This is a genomic window from Amycolatopsis sp. NPDC045836, from assembly GCF_056431745.1.
The window spans coordinates 1-13,855 of the sequence record NZ_JBWKKF010000025.1 but is presented as its reverse complement, the minus strand read 5'-3'; the positions used below and the strand labels follow the sequence as shown (position 1 = coordinate 13,855).

18 protein-coding genes are annotated in these 13,855 nt (G+C 71.9%); 6 read left to right on the top strand and 12 right to left on the bottom strand.

The genetic code is table 11. The features are described 5' to 3' along the window. Nucleotides 1-4: 4 nt before the first annotated feature. Genes AC07EG_RS33830 through AC07EG_RS33820 form a run of 3 tightly spaced genes read right to left on the bottom strand, consistent with a single transcriptional unit; the run spans nt 5 to nt 2,059 of the window. Nucleotides 5-496 (bottom strand): hypothetical protein, encoded by a 492-nt coding sequence (locus AC07EG_RS33830; protein ID WP_478257316.1) that lies wholly within the window; start codon nt 494-496, stop codon nt 5-7. Beyond that, nucleotides 493-1,551: a DNA polymerase III subunit beta family protein gene (locus AC07EG_RS33825; RefSeq protein ID WP_478257315.1), complete on the bottom strand. Its 1,059-nt coding sequence runs from the start codon at nt 1,549-1,551 to the stop codon at nt 493-495. Before AC07EG_RS33825 ends, AC07EG_RS33830 begins: the two co-directional genes overlap by 4 nt. 40 nt (nt 1,552-1,591) lie before the next feature. Beyond that, nucleotides 1,592-2,059 carry a PPOX class F420-dependent oxidoreductase gene (locus tag AC07EG_RS33820; protein ID WP_478257314.1) on the bottom strand — a complete coding sequence of 156 codons (468 nt, stop codon included), beginning with the start codon at nt 2,057-2,059 and terminating at the stop codon, nt 1,592-1,594. Between the two features lie 37 nt (nt 2,060-2,096). Here AC07EG_RS33820 and AC07EG_RS33815 point away from each other — a divergent pair, with 37 nt between their 5' ends. Beyond that, nucleotides 2,097-2,897 (top strand): CPBP family intramembrane glutamic endopeptidase, encoded by an 801-nt coding sequence (locus AC07EG_RS33815; RefSeq protein ID WP_478257313.1) that lies wholly within the window; start codon nt 2,097-2,099, stop codon nt 2,895-2,897. Here the strand turns inward: AC07EG_RS33815 and AC07EG_RS33810 are convergent. Then, the gene (locus AC07EG_RS33810; RefSeq protein WP_478257312.1) at nt 2,894-3,661 is read right to left on the bottom strand and encodes a DUF899 family protein; all 768 of its coding nucleotides are present in this window, start codon (nt 3,659-3,661) and stop codon (nt 2,894-2,896) included. The genes AC07EG_RS33815 and AC07EG_RS33810 overlap by 4 nt on opposite strands. An 86-nt stretch (nt 3,662-3,747) precedes the next feature. Beyond that, complete coding sequence (locus tag AC07EG_RS33805; RefSeq protein WP_478257311.1) at nt 3,748-4,266, bottom strand: DM13 domain-containing protein; 519 nt, start codon at nt 4,264-4,266, stop codon at nt 3,748-3,750. Between the two features lie 143 nt (nt 4,267-4,409). On the opposite strand from AC07EG_RS33805, the gene AC07EG_RS33800 reads away from it, so the two are divergent. Then, nucleotides 4,410-5,588 (top strand): arginine deiminase, encoded by a 1,179-nt coding sequence (locus AC07EG_RS33800; protein ID WP_478257398.1) that lies wholly within the window; start codon nt 4,410-4,412, stop codon nt 5,586-5,588. A 615-nt stretch (nt 5,589-6,203) separates the two neighbouring features. After that, nucleotides 6,204-6,755: a ferritin gene (locus AC07EG_RS33795; protein ID WP_478257310.1), complete on the top strand. Its 552-nt coding sequence runs from the start codon at nt 6,204-6,206 to the stop codon at nt 6,753-6,755. 64 nt (nt 6,756-6,819) lie between these two features. Here the strand turns inward: AC07EG_RS33795 and AC07EG_RS33790 are convergent, their stop codons facing one another. The 4 genes from AC07EG_RS33790 to AC07EG_RS33775 form a co-directional block, all read right to left on the bottom strand. Further along, nucleotides 6,820-7,668, bottom strand: a complete 849-nt coding sequence (locus tag AC07EG_RS33790) for a hypothetical protein (RefSeq protein ID WP_478257309.1) — start codon at nt 7,666-7,668, stop codon at nt 6,820-6,822. Further along, nucleotides 7,665-8,177 (bottom strand): SigE family RNA polymerase sigma factor, encoded by a 513-nt coding sequence (locus AC07EG_RS33785; RefSeq protein WP_478257308.1) that lies wholly within the window; start codon nt 8,175-8,177, stop codon nt 7,665-7,667. The genes AC07EG_RS33790 and AC07EG_RS33785 overlap by 4 nt, the downstream gene beginning before the upstream one ends. A 209-nt stretch (nt 8,178-8,386) precedes the next feature. Next, nucleotides 8,387-8,737, bottom strand: coding sequence for a DUF952 domain-containing protein (locus AC07EG_RS33780; RefSeq protein WP_478257307.1), 351 nt, complete (start codon nt 8,735-8,737; stop codon nt 8,387-8,389). Then, complete coding sequence (locus AC07EG_RS33775; RefSeq protein ID WP_478257306.1) at nt 8,737-9,618, bottom strand: DUF5926 family protein; 882 nt, start codon at nt 9,616-9,618, stop codon at nt 8,737-8,739. Before AC07EG_RS33775 ends, AC07EG_RS33780 begins: the two co-directional genes overlap by 1 nt. A 150-nt stretch (nt 9,619-9,768) precedes the next feature. On the opposite strand from AC07EG_RS33775, the gene AC07EG_RS33770 reads away from it, so the two are divergent. Beyond that, the gene (locus AC07EG_RS33770; RefSeq protein WP_478257305.1) at nt 9,769-10,947 is read left to right on the top strand and encodes a cytochrome P450; all 1,179 of its coding nucleotides are present in this window, start codon (nt 9,769-9,771) and stop codon (nt 10,945-10,947) included. Here the strand turns inward: AC07EG_RS33770 and AC07EG_RS33765 are convergent. Further along, entirely contained in the window at nt 10,931-11,878 is a 948-nt protein-coding gene (locus AC07EG_RS33765; RefSeq protein WP_478257304.1) for a DUF4328 domain-containing protein, read from the bottom strand. The genes AC07EG_RS33770 and AC07EG_RS33765 overlap by 17 nt on opposite strands. A gap of 2 nt (nt 11,879-11,880) precedes the next feature. After that, complete coding sequence (locus AC07EG_RS33760; protein WP_478257303.1) at nt 11,881-12,216, bottom strand: rhodanese-like domain-containing protein; 336 nt, start codon at nt 12,214-12,216, stop codon at nt 11,881-11,883. Between the two features lie 88 nt (nt 12,217-12,304). Here AC07EG_RS33760 and AC07EG_RS33755 point away from each other — a divergent pair, with 88 nt between their 5' ends. Both AC07EG_RS33755 and AC07EG_RS33750 read left to right on the top strand, forming a co-directional pair. Further along, the gene (locus AC07EG_RS33755) at nt 12,305-12,925 is read left to right on the top strand and encodes an L-2-amino-thiazoline-4-carboxylic acid hydrolase (protein ID WP_478257302.1); all 621 of its coding nucleotides are present in this window, start codon (nt 12,305-12,307) and stop codon (nt 12,923-12,925) included. Next, nucleotides 12,922-13,461 carry a PadR family transcriptional regulator gene (locus AC07EG_RS33750; RefSeq protein ID WP_478257301.1) on the top strand — a complete coding sequence of 180 codons (540 nt, stop codon included), beginning with the start codon at nt 12,922-12,924 and terminating at the stop codon, nt 13,459-13,461. The genes AC07EG_RS33755 and AC07EG_RS33750 overlap by 4 nt, the downstream gene beginning before the upstream one ends. Here AC07EG_RS33750 and AC07EG_RS33745 read toward each other — a convergent pair. Further along, nucleotides 13,424-13,855 (bottom strand): sodium:solute symporter family transporter (locus AC07EG_RS33745; RefSeq protein ID WP_478257300.1); only part of this gene is annotated, 432 nt, incomplete at its 5' end. The genes AC07EG_RS33750 and AC07EG_RS33745 overlap by 38 nt on opposite strands.

Sequence of the window (13,855 nt, the reverse complement as noted above, 5' to 3'; positions counted from 1 at the left end):
CGCCTCACCGCCCGGTGCCCGGCGCGGAGGCCCGGCGGGTGGTGTCCCGGGCGGCGATGGCCCGGCCCACCTCGCGGATGGCCGAGCGCAGGGTGTCTCCGTACGGGCCATCGGGCAGCGCCCAGGTGCGCTGCTCGGCGTGGCCGATGTGCTCGGCCGCGGCCTCGAACGCGCCGAGGCGGCGCAGGTCGTCGGCCAGGTTGAGGTGCAGGCTCGGGTAGAAGCCCGCCACCTGCAGCCCGGCGTGGTGCTGCTGGGCGCGATCGTCGGTGAGGGCGTCGGCGGCGTCGAGGGCGCGGACGTTCCACACCAGCGCCTCGGCCGGTTCGTCGCAGAGGTCGGCCAGGTAGTGCGCCAGGGTGCAGCGGTGGAACGGGTCGCCCACCGCGCCGATCTCCTGCCAGAGGGCCAGCAGGTCGCGCCGGGCCGGTTCGGCTTCGCCGTCGCGGCCGCGGACCACGGCCGCGCTGATCGCTTCCATCGTGGGGTCGGTCATGGTTGTTCCTTTCGACAGGGCATGACGAGGGTGGTGAGGTCGCCGTCGTCGGCCGACCGGACCGTGGCGGGCTGGTCGGGACCGCGGAGGTCGAGCATCAGGTCGGCGCCGATCGCCTGGCTCAACGCCGGGTACAGGGTGGTCAGCTCGAACCAGAGCGTCAGCTCGCCGCCGGTCGCGGAACCGTCGAGCGGCACTTCGCCGTCTTCGAGCAGCAGGCTCGGCCGCCCGCCGGACACCCGGAACCCGGCCGTTTCCGCCGCGTGCTGCTCCAGCCCGCGCATGACCTGCTGCTTCCCGACCGTGACGCGGTGCGTCACCGGTGGGAGCGAGCCGAGCAGGAGCCGGTGGTCGGGGAAGTCCCCGGGCAGCAGGCGGCAGTGCGAGACGGTGTCGTCGGCCAGCCGGAGGCCGGCGGTCCGCTCGCCCGCTTCGATCGTCACGACCGGGCTGCGCCGGAGCTGGGAACTCAGCGCCCGCAGGTCGTCACCGGCGAGGGTGCCCGCCCAGGAACCGGTGGGCGGCCGGGTGGGCACCACCGTGCGCAGGGCGAGCCGGTACCGGTCGGTGGCGATCAGCGCCAGGGAACCGTCGCCGGCTTCCAGGCGCACCCCGCCCAGCACCGGGTGGCCGGGGTCGTGGACCGTGGTGGCCAGCACCTGGTCGGCCGCCGCGGCGAGCACGGGTCCCGGCAACGCGCAGACCGTGCGGCGTGGTCCCTGGCCGAGGGCGGCCTTGAGGTTCGCGGCGGCTCGCCGGACGCCGGTGGCTTCCGCGGTCACCTTGGCGACCTGTTCGTCGATCAGCCGCGCGGCTTCCTCCGCGTCCGCGGTGAAGAACGCGCCGATGACGGGCAGCGGCATCCCGATCTCGCGCAAGGCACGCAGCTGGGTGGCACGAGCCAGTTGCGCTTCGCCGTAGAGCCGGTAGCCCGTCCACGGGTCGACGCGGTCGGGGTGGAGCAAACCGGCGTCGTCGTAGAACCGCAAGGCGCTCGCCGTCAGTCCGGCGCGCTTGGCGAACGCGCCGATCGGCATCAGTTCCGGGTCGGTCACCCGGCCATCGTGGGCCTTCGACCGGCTCGAAGGTCAACTCTCAGTCGTCGGCGAGTTCCGGCGGGAAGCCGCCGGTGGCGATCGGGCCCCAGCGCTCGACGGTGATCCGCACCAGCGACTTGCCCTGCTTGCGCATGGCTTCGCGGTATTCGTCCCAGTCCGGGTGCTCACCGGAGATCGCGCGGAAGTAGTCGACCAGCGGCTCCACCGCCTCGGGCAGGTCGAGCACCTCGGCCGTGCCGTCGACCTGCACCCAGGCGCCGTTCCACTCGTCGGAGAGCACGCAGACCGACGCGCGGCGGTCGCGGCGGAGGTTGCGCACCTTCGCCCGCTGCGGGTAGGTGGCGATCACGATGCGCCCTTCGCCGTCCACCCCGCAGGTCACCGGCGACAGCTGCGGGCTGCCGTCGGCCCGCCGGGTGGTCAGGATGCCGTGGTGGCGGGGCCGCAGGAACTCGACCAGTTCCGCGCGCTCGACGGGGGTGTTGGTCGCGATGGTGCGTGGCATGACCGCGACGCTATCCCCCACCGGGTAGCTTGCGCGAATGCGCTCCTGGTTGATCAGCGACCGCCCGGCCTGGCCCGAGGTGGTCACCGATCCGGCCGAACGCCGGACGCTGAAGTTCGAGCTGCTGATCGTGTTCGGCATCACGCTCGGGCTGTCCGGGGCACGCAGCCTGCTGTCGCTGCTGGACTCGCTGCTGCGCCCCGAACCGCTGAACGAGCAGCAGGTCGCGCTGAACGTGCCGCAGGCCGCGGCCGGGCTGATCGACCTGCTCAAGCAGCTGCTGAGCGCGCTGCAGCTGGTCGGCTGGGGCGCGCTCGGGGTGTACCTCCTCTACCGGGGCGGGGTGAAGCTGGCGCGGGTCGGTTTCGACCGCACGCGGCCGCGGCGCGACCTGCTCTGGGGAGTCGGGCTGACCGCGTTGATCGGCCTCCCCGGGCTCGCGTTGTACTTCGCCGCCTGGCGGCTGGGGTTCAACCTCGCCGTGCAGCCGTCCACGCTGACCGAGTCGTGGTGGCGGCCGATCACGCTGACGCTCTCCGCCTTCGGCAACGCCTTCGCCGAAGAGGTCCTCGTGGTCGGCTACCTGCTGACCCGGCTGCGGCAGCTGGGCTGGCAGGAGGGCTCCAGCCTGCTCGCCGCAGCCGTGCTGCGGGGTTCGTACCACCTCTACCAGGGGTTCGGCGGGTTCGTCGGCAACCTGGTGATGGGGCTGGTGTTCGGGCGGCTGTGGCAGCGGACCAACCGGCTGTGGCCGCTGGTCGCCGCGCACACGCTGCTCGACGTGTTCGCCTTCGTCGGGTACGCGCTGCTGCGCGGCAAGGTGTCGTTCCTGCCCTAGTGGCAGTCGCCGTGCCGCCCGAGGGTCTGCTCCGGGGTCGCACCGGGGCGGGTCCACTGCGGCACGGGACGGCTGTCCGGACCCCAGGTGGCGGTTCCGTCGGCGGCCGAACGCCAGTACCAGCACGGGTTGTCCCCCTCCGGCCAGCCGTCCGGCTTGTCCTCCCACGCCTCGCCGCGGCCGTAGGGCGTCATGTCGAGCAGGCCGAAGGAGCCGTTGGCCGCCTCGTTGCCGCGGCCCGTGGTGGAGTAGGTGAGGAAGGTGCGCTCGCCGTCGCGCAGGAAGCAGGACAGCGAGGCCATGGCGCCGCCGACCGGCGCGGGCACGTCGCGCACCGAGTACCAGGGGTCGGTGTAGCCCATGAACTCCACGAAGGGCGCCACCTCCGCCCACCGGCCCCTGGTCACGACGGCGAACGAGACCCCGCGGGCGCCGAGGTAGACGGCGGTGTCCCGCAGGTGCCAGACCATGTTGGTGCAGCCCTCGCACTGCCCCTGGTGGGGTGCGCCCTCATGCCACATGTGCTGGTAGACCACGAGTTCGCCGCGGCCCCGGAACAGGTCGAGGAACGGGACCGGGCCGTCGGCGCCGACCACCTCGACCGTGCCGTCGAACTCCACCATCGGCAGCCGCCGCCGGGCCGCCGCGATGGCGTCACCCTCGCGGGTGTGGGCCTTCTCGCGGACCAGCAGCTCGTCGCGCGCGGCCTGCCAGGTGGCCAGGTCGACCACGGGCGGGCGGCCGGGCTGGGAGGGGTTCGGCACGGTTCTCTCCGTTCTTCGCGATTGCTCCGGACACCGAACCTACGAACGGACCCGCGCCGGAACGACTCCCACGGTGCTCTTTTTTTCTAGAGATCGAGCGGCGCGGAGCCGAAGGCGACGTTGAACCGGTCGCACCAGATGACCACGCTGCGCAGGCCGCTCAGGTCGGCGCCGGCCGGGATGGCGTAGTTCTGGTTGCCGTCGGTGCCCTTGATCTTGCCGAGCTGGACCACGGCGCCGTCGTCGTACTTGTCCCAGTCGCCGCCCGCGGTGGCTTCGCTGAGCCACACGTGCACGTCGGGGCCGTCGGAGGTGGAGAAGCCTTCGAGCCGCAGCACGCGGTTGCCGTCGCCGAGGTCGAGTACCCTGGCCTGGCCACCGGTGTCGTGCTCCTGGCTGACGAACGCGCCGGCGGCCAGCTCCCGCGGTGGCGCGGGGGTGGCGGACGTGGCGGTGGTGGCGGTGGTCTCCACAGCGACCGGCAGCGCCTCTTCGACGGTGCTGCGGGTGAACGCCTTCCACGGCTGGAAGGCCCACAGCCCGGCGGCCAGGGCGACCACGGCGGTCACGGACAGGACCAGCACGATCTTCTTGGTGCGCGACATGCGTCCACCCTGGGCCAACGGTGTGCCCGGCACCAGGCTCGGAGCGCTTACCGAAGCATTACCGCCGCCGGGTTGATTAGTCTCAGCAGGTGACCGTCGAGCAAGCGACTTCCGAGACCGTGTCCGAGGCGCCGGCGCCCCTGGTGGAGAGCGAGGTGGGGCCGCTGCGCTCGGTCCTGCTGCACCGGCCGGGGGCCGAGTTGAAACGCCTGACGCCGCGCAACAACGACCAGCTCCTGTTCGACTCGATCCCCTGGGTGGACCGGGCGCAGGAGGAGCACGACGCGTTCGCCGAGGTGCTGCGCGGGCGCGGGGTCGAGGTGCTGCTGCTGGCCGAGGTGCTGCGCAGCGCGCTCGAGGACCCGCGGGCCCACACCGCCGGCGTGCACGCCGCGGTGGACGACCGCAGGCTCGGCACCGACCTGGCCGACGCCCTGCGCTCGCACCTGTCCTCTGTGGACGCCGCCACCCTGGCCGAGGTGCTGATGGCCGGGATGACCTTCGAGGAACTGCCCGCCGCCGAAGGCGCTTCGCTGGTGCGGATGATGAACCACCCGCGTGACTTCGCCGTCGACCCGCTGCCGAACCTGTTGTTCACGCGGGATTCCTCGGCGTGGATCGCCGACCGCGTGGCGATCTCGTCGCTGAGCATGCCGGCGCGGCGCCGGGAGACCGCGGTGCTGGACCTGATCTACGCCTATCACCCCCGGTTCGCGCGGGCCGCGCGGGCCTACGGCGCGCATTCGGCGCCGATCGAGGGCGGGGACGTGATGCTGCTGGCGCCGGGTGTGGTGGCGGTCGGGGTCGGGGAACGGACTTCGGCGGCCGGTGCCGAGTCGCTGGCGCGCTCGGTGTTCGCCGACGACCTCGCGCACACCGTGCTGGCGGTGCCGATCGAGCAGTCGCGGGCCACCATGCACCTGGACACGGTGTGCACCATGGTCGGCACGGACGCGGTGGTGATGTACCCGCTGGCGCGGGATTCGCTGGTGGCCTACACGCTGCACGCGGGCGAGGACGGGGTGAAGGGCCCGGAACCGTTCCTGACCGCGGCGGCCAAGGCGATGGGCATCGACCGCCTGCGCGTGATCGACACCGGCCTGGACCCGGTGACCGCGGAACGCGAACAGTGGGACGACGGCAACAACACGCTGGCCGTCGCTCCGGGCGTGGTGGTCGGGTACGAACGGAACGCGGAAACGAACGAGCGCCTGGAAGCCGCCGGGATCGAGGTGCTGCGCATCGCCGGCTCGGAACTGGGCTCGGGCCGCGGGGGACCGCGGTGCATGTCGTGCCCGGTGCTCCGTGATCCCGTGACCTGACGGCGGGCCCGGGGGTTCGCGGCCCACGTTCATTCGTGCGGACAGCCTTGGCCCGTCCATGATCCGGAAGGTGGTGTGACCGAGCCTGACGGCATCGGGGGACCGCACTGTTCGGCACGGTCACCAGCCATGGAACGCTGCTGTGGTGGTCGAGCAGCGCACCGCCGACCCCGGGCGAAAGCCGACACCGCGACGCATCCATCGCTGATGCAGTCCGCACCCGGTCGACGCTGATCAGCTTCGACGACGAATGGCCGGCGAGGCCCGAATCGGCAACCGCACCTACGGAACCGTGCCCCCGCTACCCACTGCCGACACCCCGAACAAGCCCACGCCGCGGCTCGACACCCACATAGGTACCCCCGCCCGCCCTGGGGGGCGGCCCCTGCAACCACCCTACCCCGAACCCGCCCCGAAGAGGCTGGTCAGCGGCATCCTGTGGATGATCCGGCTCCCTGTGGACAACCCGGACCACGGCACGCAGGTTAGGCACACTTCAATAAGGCAAGGCTCAATTAAATTAGTTCCACCTTCTTTTGCGAATGGTAACCTAATGCGGCGCGGATCACCAGAACAAAATGGAGAAGTTCGTCATTCTGGGTTATCGTGGAATGCATGGCCCTCACCAAGAAGAATCCGCGTTCGAAGTTCTACGAGCTGCTCCAGCAGCAGGTGCACAACGAGTTCAACGCCTCGCAGCAGTACATCGCGCTGGCGGTCTGGTTCGAGAGCGAGGACCTGCCCCAGCTGGCCAAGCACTTCTTCCGCCAGGCCAACGAGGAGCGCAACCACGCGCTCGCCCTGGTCCAGTACATGCTGGACACCGACCACCACGTCGAGATCCCCGGCACCGGCGAGGTCCGCAACGACTTCACCGAGGTGCGCGAGCTGGTCGAGCTGGCCCTCGAGCAGGAGAAGGAGGTCGCGGCCGACATCAAGACGCTGGCCAAGGCCGCCCGCGACGAGGACGACTACATCGCCGAGCAGTTCGTCCAGTGGTTCCTCAAGGAGCAGGTCGAGGAGATCTCCGCGATGTCCACCCTGCTCACCATCGTCAAGCGCGCCGACGGGAACCTGTTCGAGATCGAGAACTGGCTCGCCCGTGAATCGGTCGGTGACGGCGGTGGCGACCCGACGATGCCCCCGGTGGCCGGCGGCGCCATCTGAGCGCCCCGAGGGCTGAGCAAGGAAACGAGCCCGGGTTCCTCCCCCAGCGGGGAGGGACCCGGGTTCACTCGTAGCAGTCCTGCAGGCTGTCGTCGAGGTAGATGTGCTCGATGACCGAGGATTCCCCGACCACCACGCGGTACCGGTAGCCGTTGCCGATGGGCACCACGTCGCCGTTCGGCCCGGGGGTCGCCTCCGGGTAGGCCGCCTGCAGCTGATCGCGGGTCGCCCCGGTGCCGATGCCCTCCGGGGTGGTCACGTCCGCGGACGGGTTGATGTAGACCACGCCGCGGGTCGGCGAGACCACCACGGAACCGCCGCTGGGCACCCCGGCGCCGCTGAAGTAGTAGGTGGCGCAGCCGCCGTCCAGCCCAGCGCCGCCTTCCGGGGTGAAGCTGATCCCGGCCGACGACGCCTCTTCCACCGTGGTGTTCAGCCGCAACTTGCCGTACCCGCCGGGGCCGATGATCGGCGCGGACAGCGGGGACTGCGAGGCGGCGGGCAGGTCGGACCGCTGCGGGGTCGGTGGTGCCGGGGACAGCTGGCCGTGGCCGGGCACGGGCGGCGCCGCCGGTGTCGGCGGTGGCCCGGACGACGGGTGGGCCGGCGGGGGCGCCGGGACCACCGTGGCGGTGGGCCCGATCTGCAGGCTGGGGTCCAGGCCGGGTGGGTGGGCCACCGGCGGCGGCACCTCGGGCCGGAACGCGCCCCCGGTCAACGCGAACCCACCGGCGACCAGCGCGACCACGCCGAGCGCGCCACCGGCGACGGACAGCCGGCGGCGGCGGACGCGACGCCGCTTCGCCCCGGCGACGATCAGCGATCCGGCGTCCGGCGCGGGACGCAGTTCGAGGCGCTCGTCGTCGAACAACCGGCGCAGCTCGCCTGCCAGTTCGTCGTCGTCCGCGCTCATACCGCTTCCCTCCCTCCGCTTTCCTCGGCCGTGGCCGCCATCTTCAGCCTCAGGGAGGCGAGCGCCTTGCTCGCCTGGCTCTTCACCGTGCCCTGGCTCACCCCGAGTGACGCGGCGATCTCGGCTTCGGACAGTCCTTCGTAGTAACGCAGCACCACGACGGCGCGTTGCCTCGGTGGCAAAGCCCGCAGCGCCTGCCACAGCGGTTCGTGCTCGAACGGGTCGGCGTGCTCGAACGGCTGGGCGTCCGGGATGTCGGCGACCAGGTTCTCCCGCTTGGTCCGGCGCCACCGGCTGATGTGCGCGTTCGCCATCGACCGGCGGATGTAGGCCATCGGGTCGCCGGTCTTGCGCTGCACGTGGGTCCAGCGGGAGCCGATCTTCTCCAGCACCGTCTGCACCAGGTCGGCGGCGTCGTGTGGGTTGCCGGTCAGCGCGTGGCCGTAGCGCATCAGGCCGGGCAGGTTGGCCGAGACGAACTCCCCGAAGTCAACGAGGTCGCCCGGCACCGCCAATCCCCTCTCCTGGCGCGCATCGACGACTCGGTCCTCGGCCAGCGAAAGCACTGGCACCACCGGCGCGCACGCGGTCACCGTATCGCCTCCAATCCCGGTGAGCGCTCTCGACCGTTCCCCACCGACTGACTCACGCATCCGCACCCCCGCAGGTTGTCCCCCGGTTGGCTCAGACGCGCGAACGGGTGAACAGTTGCGGGGTGTTATCGGTTCGCGACCGCCGGTGGGAGGTGGAAGCGGCCGTCCGGGCCGGGCGGGAACGCGTGCACCGCGACCACCGCCGCGCGCGGGATCGGGCCGTAGACGTGCGGGAAGCGGACACCGGCGGGGTGCGGTGGGACGCCGTCCTCCCAGCGCACCGGCACGCCGAGGCGGGCCGGGTCGATTTCGAGCAGCACGAGGTCGGTGCGGCCGGCGTAGAGGGCGTCGGCGGGCAGGTGCGCGGTGCCGAAGTCGGAGCAGTGGATGAAGCCGGTGTCGTCGAGCGAGGGCGCGCGGTAGTCGCCGCCCCCGCTCGCGACCCAGTCCTGCTCCGCGCAGATGTGCAGCAGCACTAGCGAATGGTGATCTGGCGGCCGATCAGGCCGTCGCGGGCACGGCGCTCGGCCGCGTTCAGCGGCTCGTCGTCCAGGGAGGCCAGTGCCTTGTCCAGCCGCTCGCCGAGCTGCTTGGCCGGTTCGGCCCACTCACGGGCGTGCGCCTCGGGGTCGAGGTCCCAGACCGGCACGAGCAGGCCGTGCGCGCGGAACGACCCGGCGTACCGGGAGTCCTCGCCGAGGCCGATCTCACCGGCCGCGGAGAGCCGGGCCAGCGCCTGGAGCACCTTGCCCTCCGGCTCGGGGCGCACCCAGCGCAGGTGCGCCTTCTCCCCGGCGTCGACCCAGTAGGCGCCGGTGCCGAGGCGCTCGGACGGCATGATCGCGCCGTTCGCCCGCTCCAGCGACAGCGCCACCTCACCTTCGGCCTCGGTGTCTTCGGGCAGCCACCACGAGAAGTCGGTGTGCATCCGGACGTCGAACTCGGCGGCCGGGTCGAGCAGGTCCTGCAGGCGCTCACCTTCGCCGCCGGGGGTGATGGTGTCGGGCACGGAGAGCACGTCGCCCTCCTTGGCCTCCAGCGCCCAGCGCACCGACCGGCCGATGTCACGGCTGACGTCGGTGGAGCGGGTCTGCACCTGGAGCCCGACGAAGGCCTGGCCGTCGGCACGGACGAACGCGGCGGCGGCCATCGGCAGCACCGTGCCGAGCACCACCTTGCGGCCGCCGGACTCCTTGAGCGGCAGCTCGACGGTCGCCGAGGGCACGAACTCGCGCAGCGCGATCAGCTCCGGCTCCGCGGCGAGCCCTTCGAACGGCTGGCCGATGAAGACCTCGCGGACCTTCTTGGGCGCCCCGTCCTTCTTCTTGGGCCCCTTCTTGCGCGCCGCCTTGCCCACTGGTTCCTCCTCGCGATTTCAGTGGGCCGACGGTACCGAACGGACCCGCTCGGCGGGTGTTCGACCCGAGGAACGCGGCGAGGTGCACCGGCACGGAGGACTGGGCCTGATGGACCGGTGCCGCCACACCATGAGGGTTACAGTCGGCGGGTGTTCGACCCCGCTGATCCGGCTTTCCTCGCGAACCCGTATCCCCACTTCGCCGAGTTGCGTGAGCGCGGCGAAGTGCACCGGCACGAAGGGCTGGGGCTGGCGGTCGCCGTGTCGCACGCGGCGGCGTCGGCGGTGTTGCGCCACCGGTCGCTCGGCCGCATCTGGCGGGACGCGACCCCGGCCGAGCAGTTCGTCTCGTTCAACCTGCTGCACCGCAACTCCCTGCTGGAGAACGAACCCCCGGCGCACACGCGGCTGCGGCGCCTGGTCTCGTCGGCGTTCGCGCGTGGGCACGTCGAGCGGCTACGCCCGCGGGTCGAGGAGATCGCCCGCCGGCTGGTCGACCGGCTGGCCACGCGCATCCGTGACGAAGGCACCGCCGACTTCCTCGCCGAGGTCGCCCAGCCGCTGCCGGTCGAGGTGATCGCCGAACTGCTGGGCGTTCCGGAAAGCGACCGGCCGCAACTGGTCCCGTGGTCCAACCAGATCGTCAAGATGTACGAGTACGGCCTGCCGGAGGACAAGCGCGCGGCGGCCGAGCGGGCGGCCGGGGAGTTCGTCGGCTACCTGCGTGAGCTGTCGGCCGAACGCGCCGCGAACCCCGGCGACGACCTGATCAGCGATCTGGTCCGGGTGCGCGACGACCACAACGGCAGGCTCTCCGACGACGAGCTGGTCGCCACCGCCGTGCTGCTGCTGATGGCCGGCCACGAAGCCACGGTCAACGTGCTCGGCAACGGCCTGCGGGCGCTGCTGGACCACCGGGAGCAGTGGGCGGCGCTCGGCGCCCATCTCGACACCGCCGTGGAGGAGGCGATCCGGTTCGACTCGCCGTTGCAGTTGTTCGAGCGGACCGCCACCGAGGACGTGGAGATCGCCGGGTTCCGCCTCGGAGCCGGGCAGAAGATCGGGGCGCTGCTCGGGGCCGCCGCCCGGGACCCCGAGGTGTTCGACCAGCCGGACGACTTCGACCTCCGGCGGTCGCCGAACCCGCACCTCGGTTTCGGCGCGGGCATCCACTTCTGCCTCGGCGCACCGCTGGCCAGGGTGGAGATCGCCGCCGCGTTCCGGGCGCTGACCGCGTTGCCGGACCTCGAACTGGCCGGGGAACCACCGCGCCGCCCGGAATTCGTAATGCGCGGTTACCGGGAACTGCTGGTCAGCGGGGTGCGGTAGCCGGGCGAGTCGGGCGCAACTCCGGGTCCGGGGCGCCGGTCACCTTGAGCACCCGCAGGCGGCGCAGCCGGTCCTCACCGACCGGCGCCAGCAAGCCGGTCATCCGGCGGACCAGCAGCGCGGTGAGCACGGCCAGCGCGGCGGCGGAACCGTCGGTCAGCACGGCCAGGAACACCCCGTCGGCCTGCGCCTGGACCCCGTCACGCAGCCGCCAGACCACCGAGACCAGCAGCAGCACGCCGTTCAGCAACCAGGCACCCCACCAGGCGAGCACCAGCCGCGACGGGCGCGGGCGCTCGGTGCGGGGCCGCCGCAGCACGGCGTGCTCGGTCTCGGCGACGATCGACCCGGCCAGCACCAGGTTCGGGCCGGGCACGAAGAACCCGGCGACCACCTGCCACGGCGGGCGGGCCGGGCGCTCGCCCAGCTCGTCGGCGGCGACCACCCGCGCGACCAGCAGCCACCACAGGCTGATGCCCGCGGCGAACAGGGCCAGCACGAAGGTCAGCAGCGCGCCGGTGAGCACGAACGCGTCGGAGGTGCCGACGACGTCGGCGTCGAGCGCGGCGTCCCGGCTGAGCAGCAGCAGCACGTACCGCCAGCCCTCGGCGAGCGCGGTCAGCGTGGCGAACGCGGCCAGCACCCACAGCAGCATGGTGGCGTTGCGGTAGAGCGCCCGCAGGCGTTGCGCCGGGCGCGGGGCGTTCGACGGGGTGCCGGGTACCGCGGTCGGCAGGCGCCACACCACGTTCGGAAAACCCCAGCGCGGTGGCACCCGGTAGGCCGGGGGGCCGTGGTAGCGGTGGTCGACCGCCCGGCGGCGCGGGGGCGGGCCGTAGGGCGGGGTCGCCACCCAGCGCACCCGCGGCCGGACCGGCGCGGGGTGGTGGTGGTGCTGGTGCTGGGGTGGCGGGTGGTACCGGGGGTGCACGCTCAGACCACCTGCGGCTCGGCGCCCTGGTCGGTGACCATCGGCAGGCCGTGCGCCTGCCAGGACTCCATGCCGCCCGCCACGTTGACCGCCTCGCGACCCTGGCGGTTGAGCCAGAGCGCGACGTTGGCCGAGCGCACCCCGCTGCGGCAGATCACGTACAGCGGGTCGCCGGCGGGCAGCTCGCCGAGTCGTCCCGGCAGCTGGCTCATCGGGATGTGCACGGCTTCGGGGGCGTGCCCGGCAGCCCACTCGTAGTTCTCACGCACGTCGAGCAGGGCGAACTCACCCGGTAGCTCGGGCACGTCCACAGTGGGCACTTCAGCGGGGTTCACCACGGCACCATGCTCGCACGAAGAGGCGTTCAGCGCGTGTGAACAGGGCCGCCCTCGATTCGATAGACAAACTTGTCTATCCTCAGCGGGCATGACCGATCTGAACGATCCGAGGAGCTGGTTCGTCGAGCCGTTCTACGCCGCCCTGCTCGACGGCGTACCGGACGCGGCAGCCGTCCGCGCCCAGCTCGAACGCGAGACCGAGGACCTGCTCGACCAGACCGAAGACCTCGTCGTCGACGAGGCCGCCCGCAGCCACCTGGTGCTCACCGCCCACGCCGTGGCCGCCTACCGCTGGCTCCAGGGCCGCGTGCCCGATCCGCTCGAAGCCGTGCGCGGGGCCGTGGTCGACCAGTTCGGCGACTGGCTGGCCGACACCGTGCGCGCCGAACTCGACCGGGCACCCGATCCGTTCGCGGCCATGGTGGCGAACGTGCGCGAGCAGGAGAAGTCCTTCTACGGCAAGGGGTTCGCCTGGGAACGGGTGACCGACGACAACCACGCCTACCTCGCCCGCGCGCACCGCTGCGTCTACCACGACGCGAGCACCCGGCTCGGCGCGCCGGAGCTGACCGCCGCGGTGTGGTGCGAGTGGGACAAGCCGATGCTCGCCGCGGTCGACCCGGAGCGGCACGGCCTGCGTGCCGACCGGCCGGTGACCATCGGCTACGGCTGCGACCACTGCGACTTCGCCTTCGAGCGGACGAAGTGAACGTCCGGCTGCTGGTGCTCGCGCTGCTCGCGGAACGGCCGAGGCACGGTTATGAGATCCGCAAGTGGCTGGTCGACAGCCACGCCGAGAAGTGGGCGGCGGTGAAGCCGTATTCGGTGCACCACGCGCTGACCCAGCTCGCCAAGGAGGAGCTGGCCACGCTGGACCGGGTCGAGCCGACCGCCCGGCGCGACCGGTCGGTGTACGCGATCACCGACGCCGGTCGCGAGGAGCTGCGGCGGCTGACCCGCAAGCTGTGGGGGCAGCTGCCCAACGCCTATCCGGCGAGCGTGTACCTGCTGCTGACCTTCGCCGACGTGCTCCCGGCCGACGAGGTGCGCTCGCTGGCCGGGTCGCTGGCGCACGCGTTGCGGGCGCAGCTGGCCGACTGGGAAGCCGGCCAGGCGGCGAAAGCACCCCTTCCGCCGCTCTGGCAGGCGATGTTCGACAACGGCCGGGCGCACCTGCGTGCCGACCTGGAACTGGTCGAAGCGGTGCTCAGTGCGGAACGGCTTTCTCCGCTCCCGCCCCGGTGAGGGAGCGGACTTCCATTTCGGCGTATTTGTCTTCGTTGTGTTCCTTGGACAGCACGGTGCCCAGCCAGCCGAGGAAGAACGAGAGCGGGATGGAGACCAGGCCGGGGTTCTGCAGGGGGAACCAGTGGAAGTCCACGCCCTTGATCATCGAGTTCGGCAATCCGGACACCGCCGGGGAGAAGACGATCAGGATGACGGTGACGGCGAGGCCGCCGTAGATCGACCACAGGGCGCCGGAGGTGTTGAACCGCTTCCAGAACAGCGAGTACAGGATGGTGGGCAGGTTCGCCGAGGCCGCCACCGCGAAGGCCAGGGCGACGAGGAAGGCGACGTTCTGGTCCTTGGCCAGGATGCCGCCGACGATGGCGACCGCGCCGATGACCAGGGCGGTGAT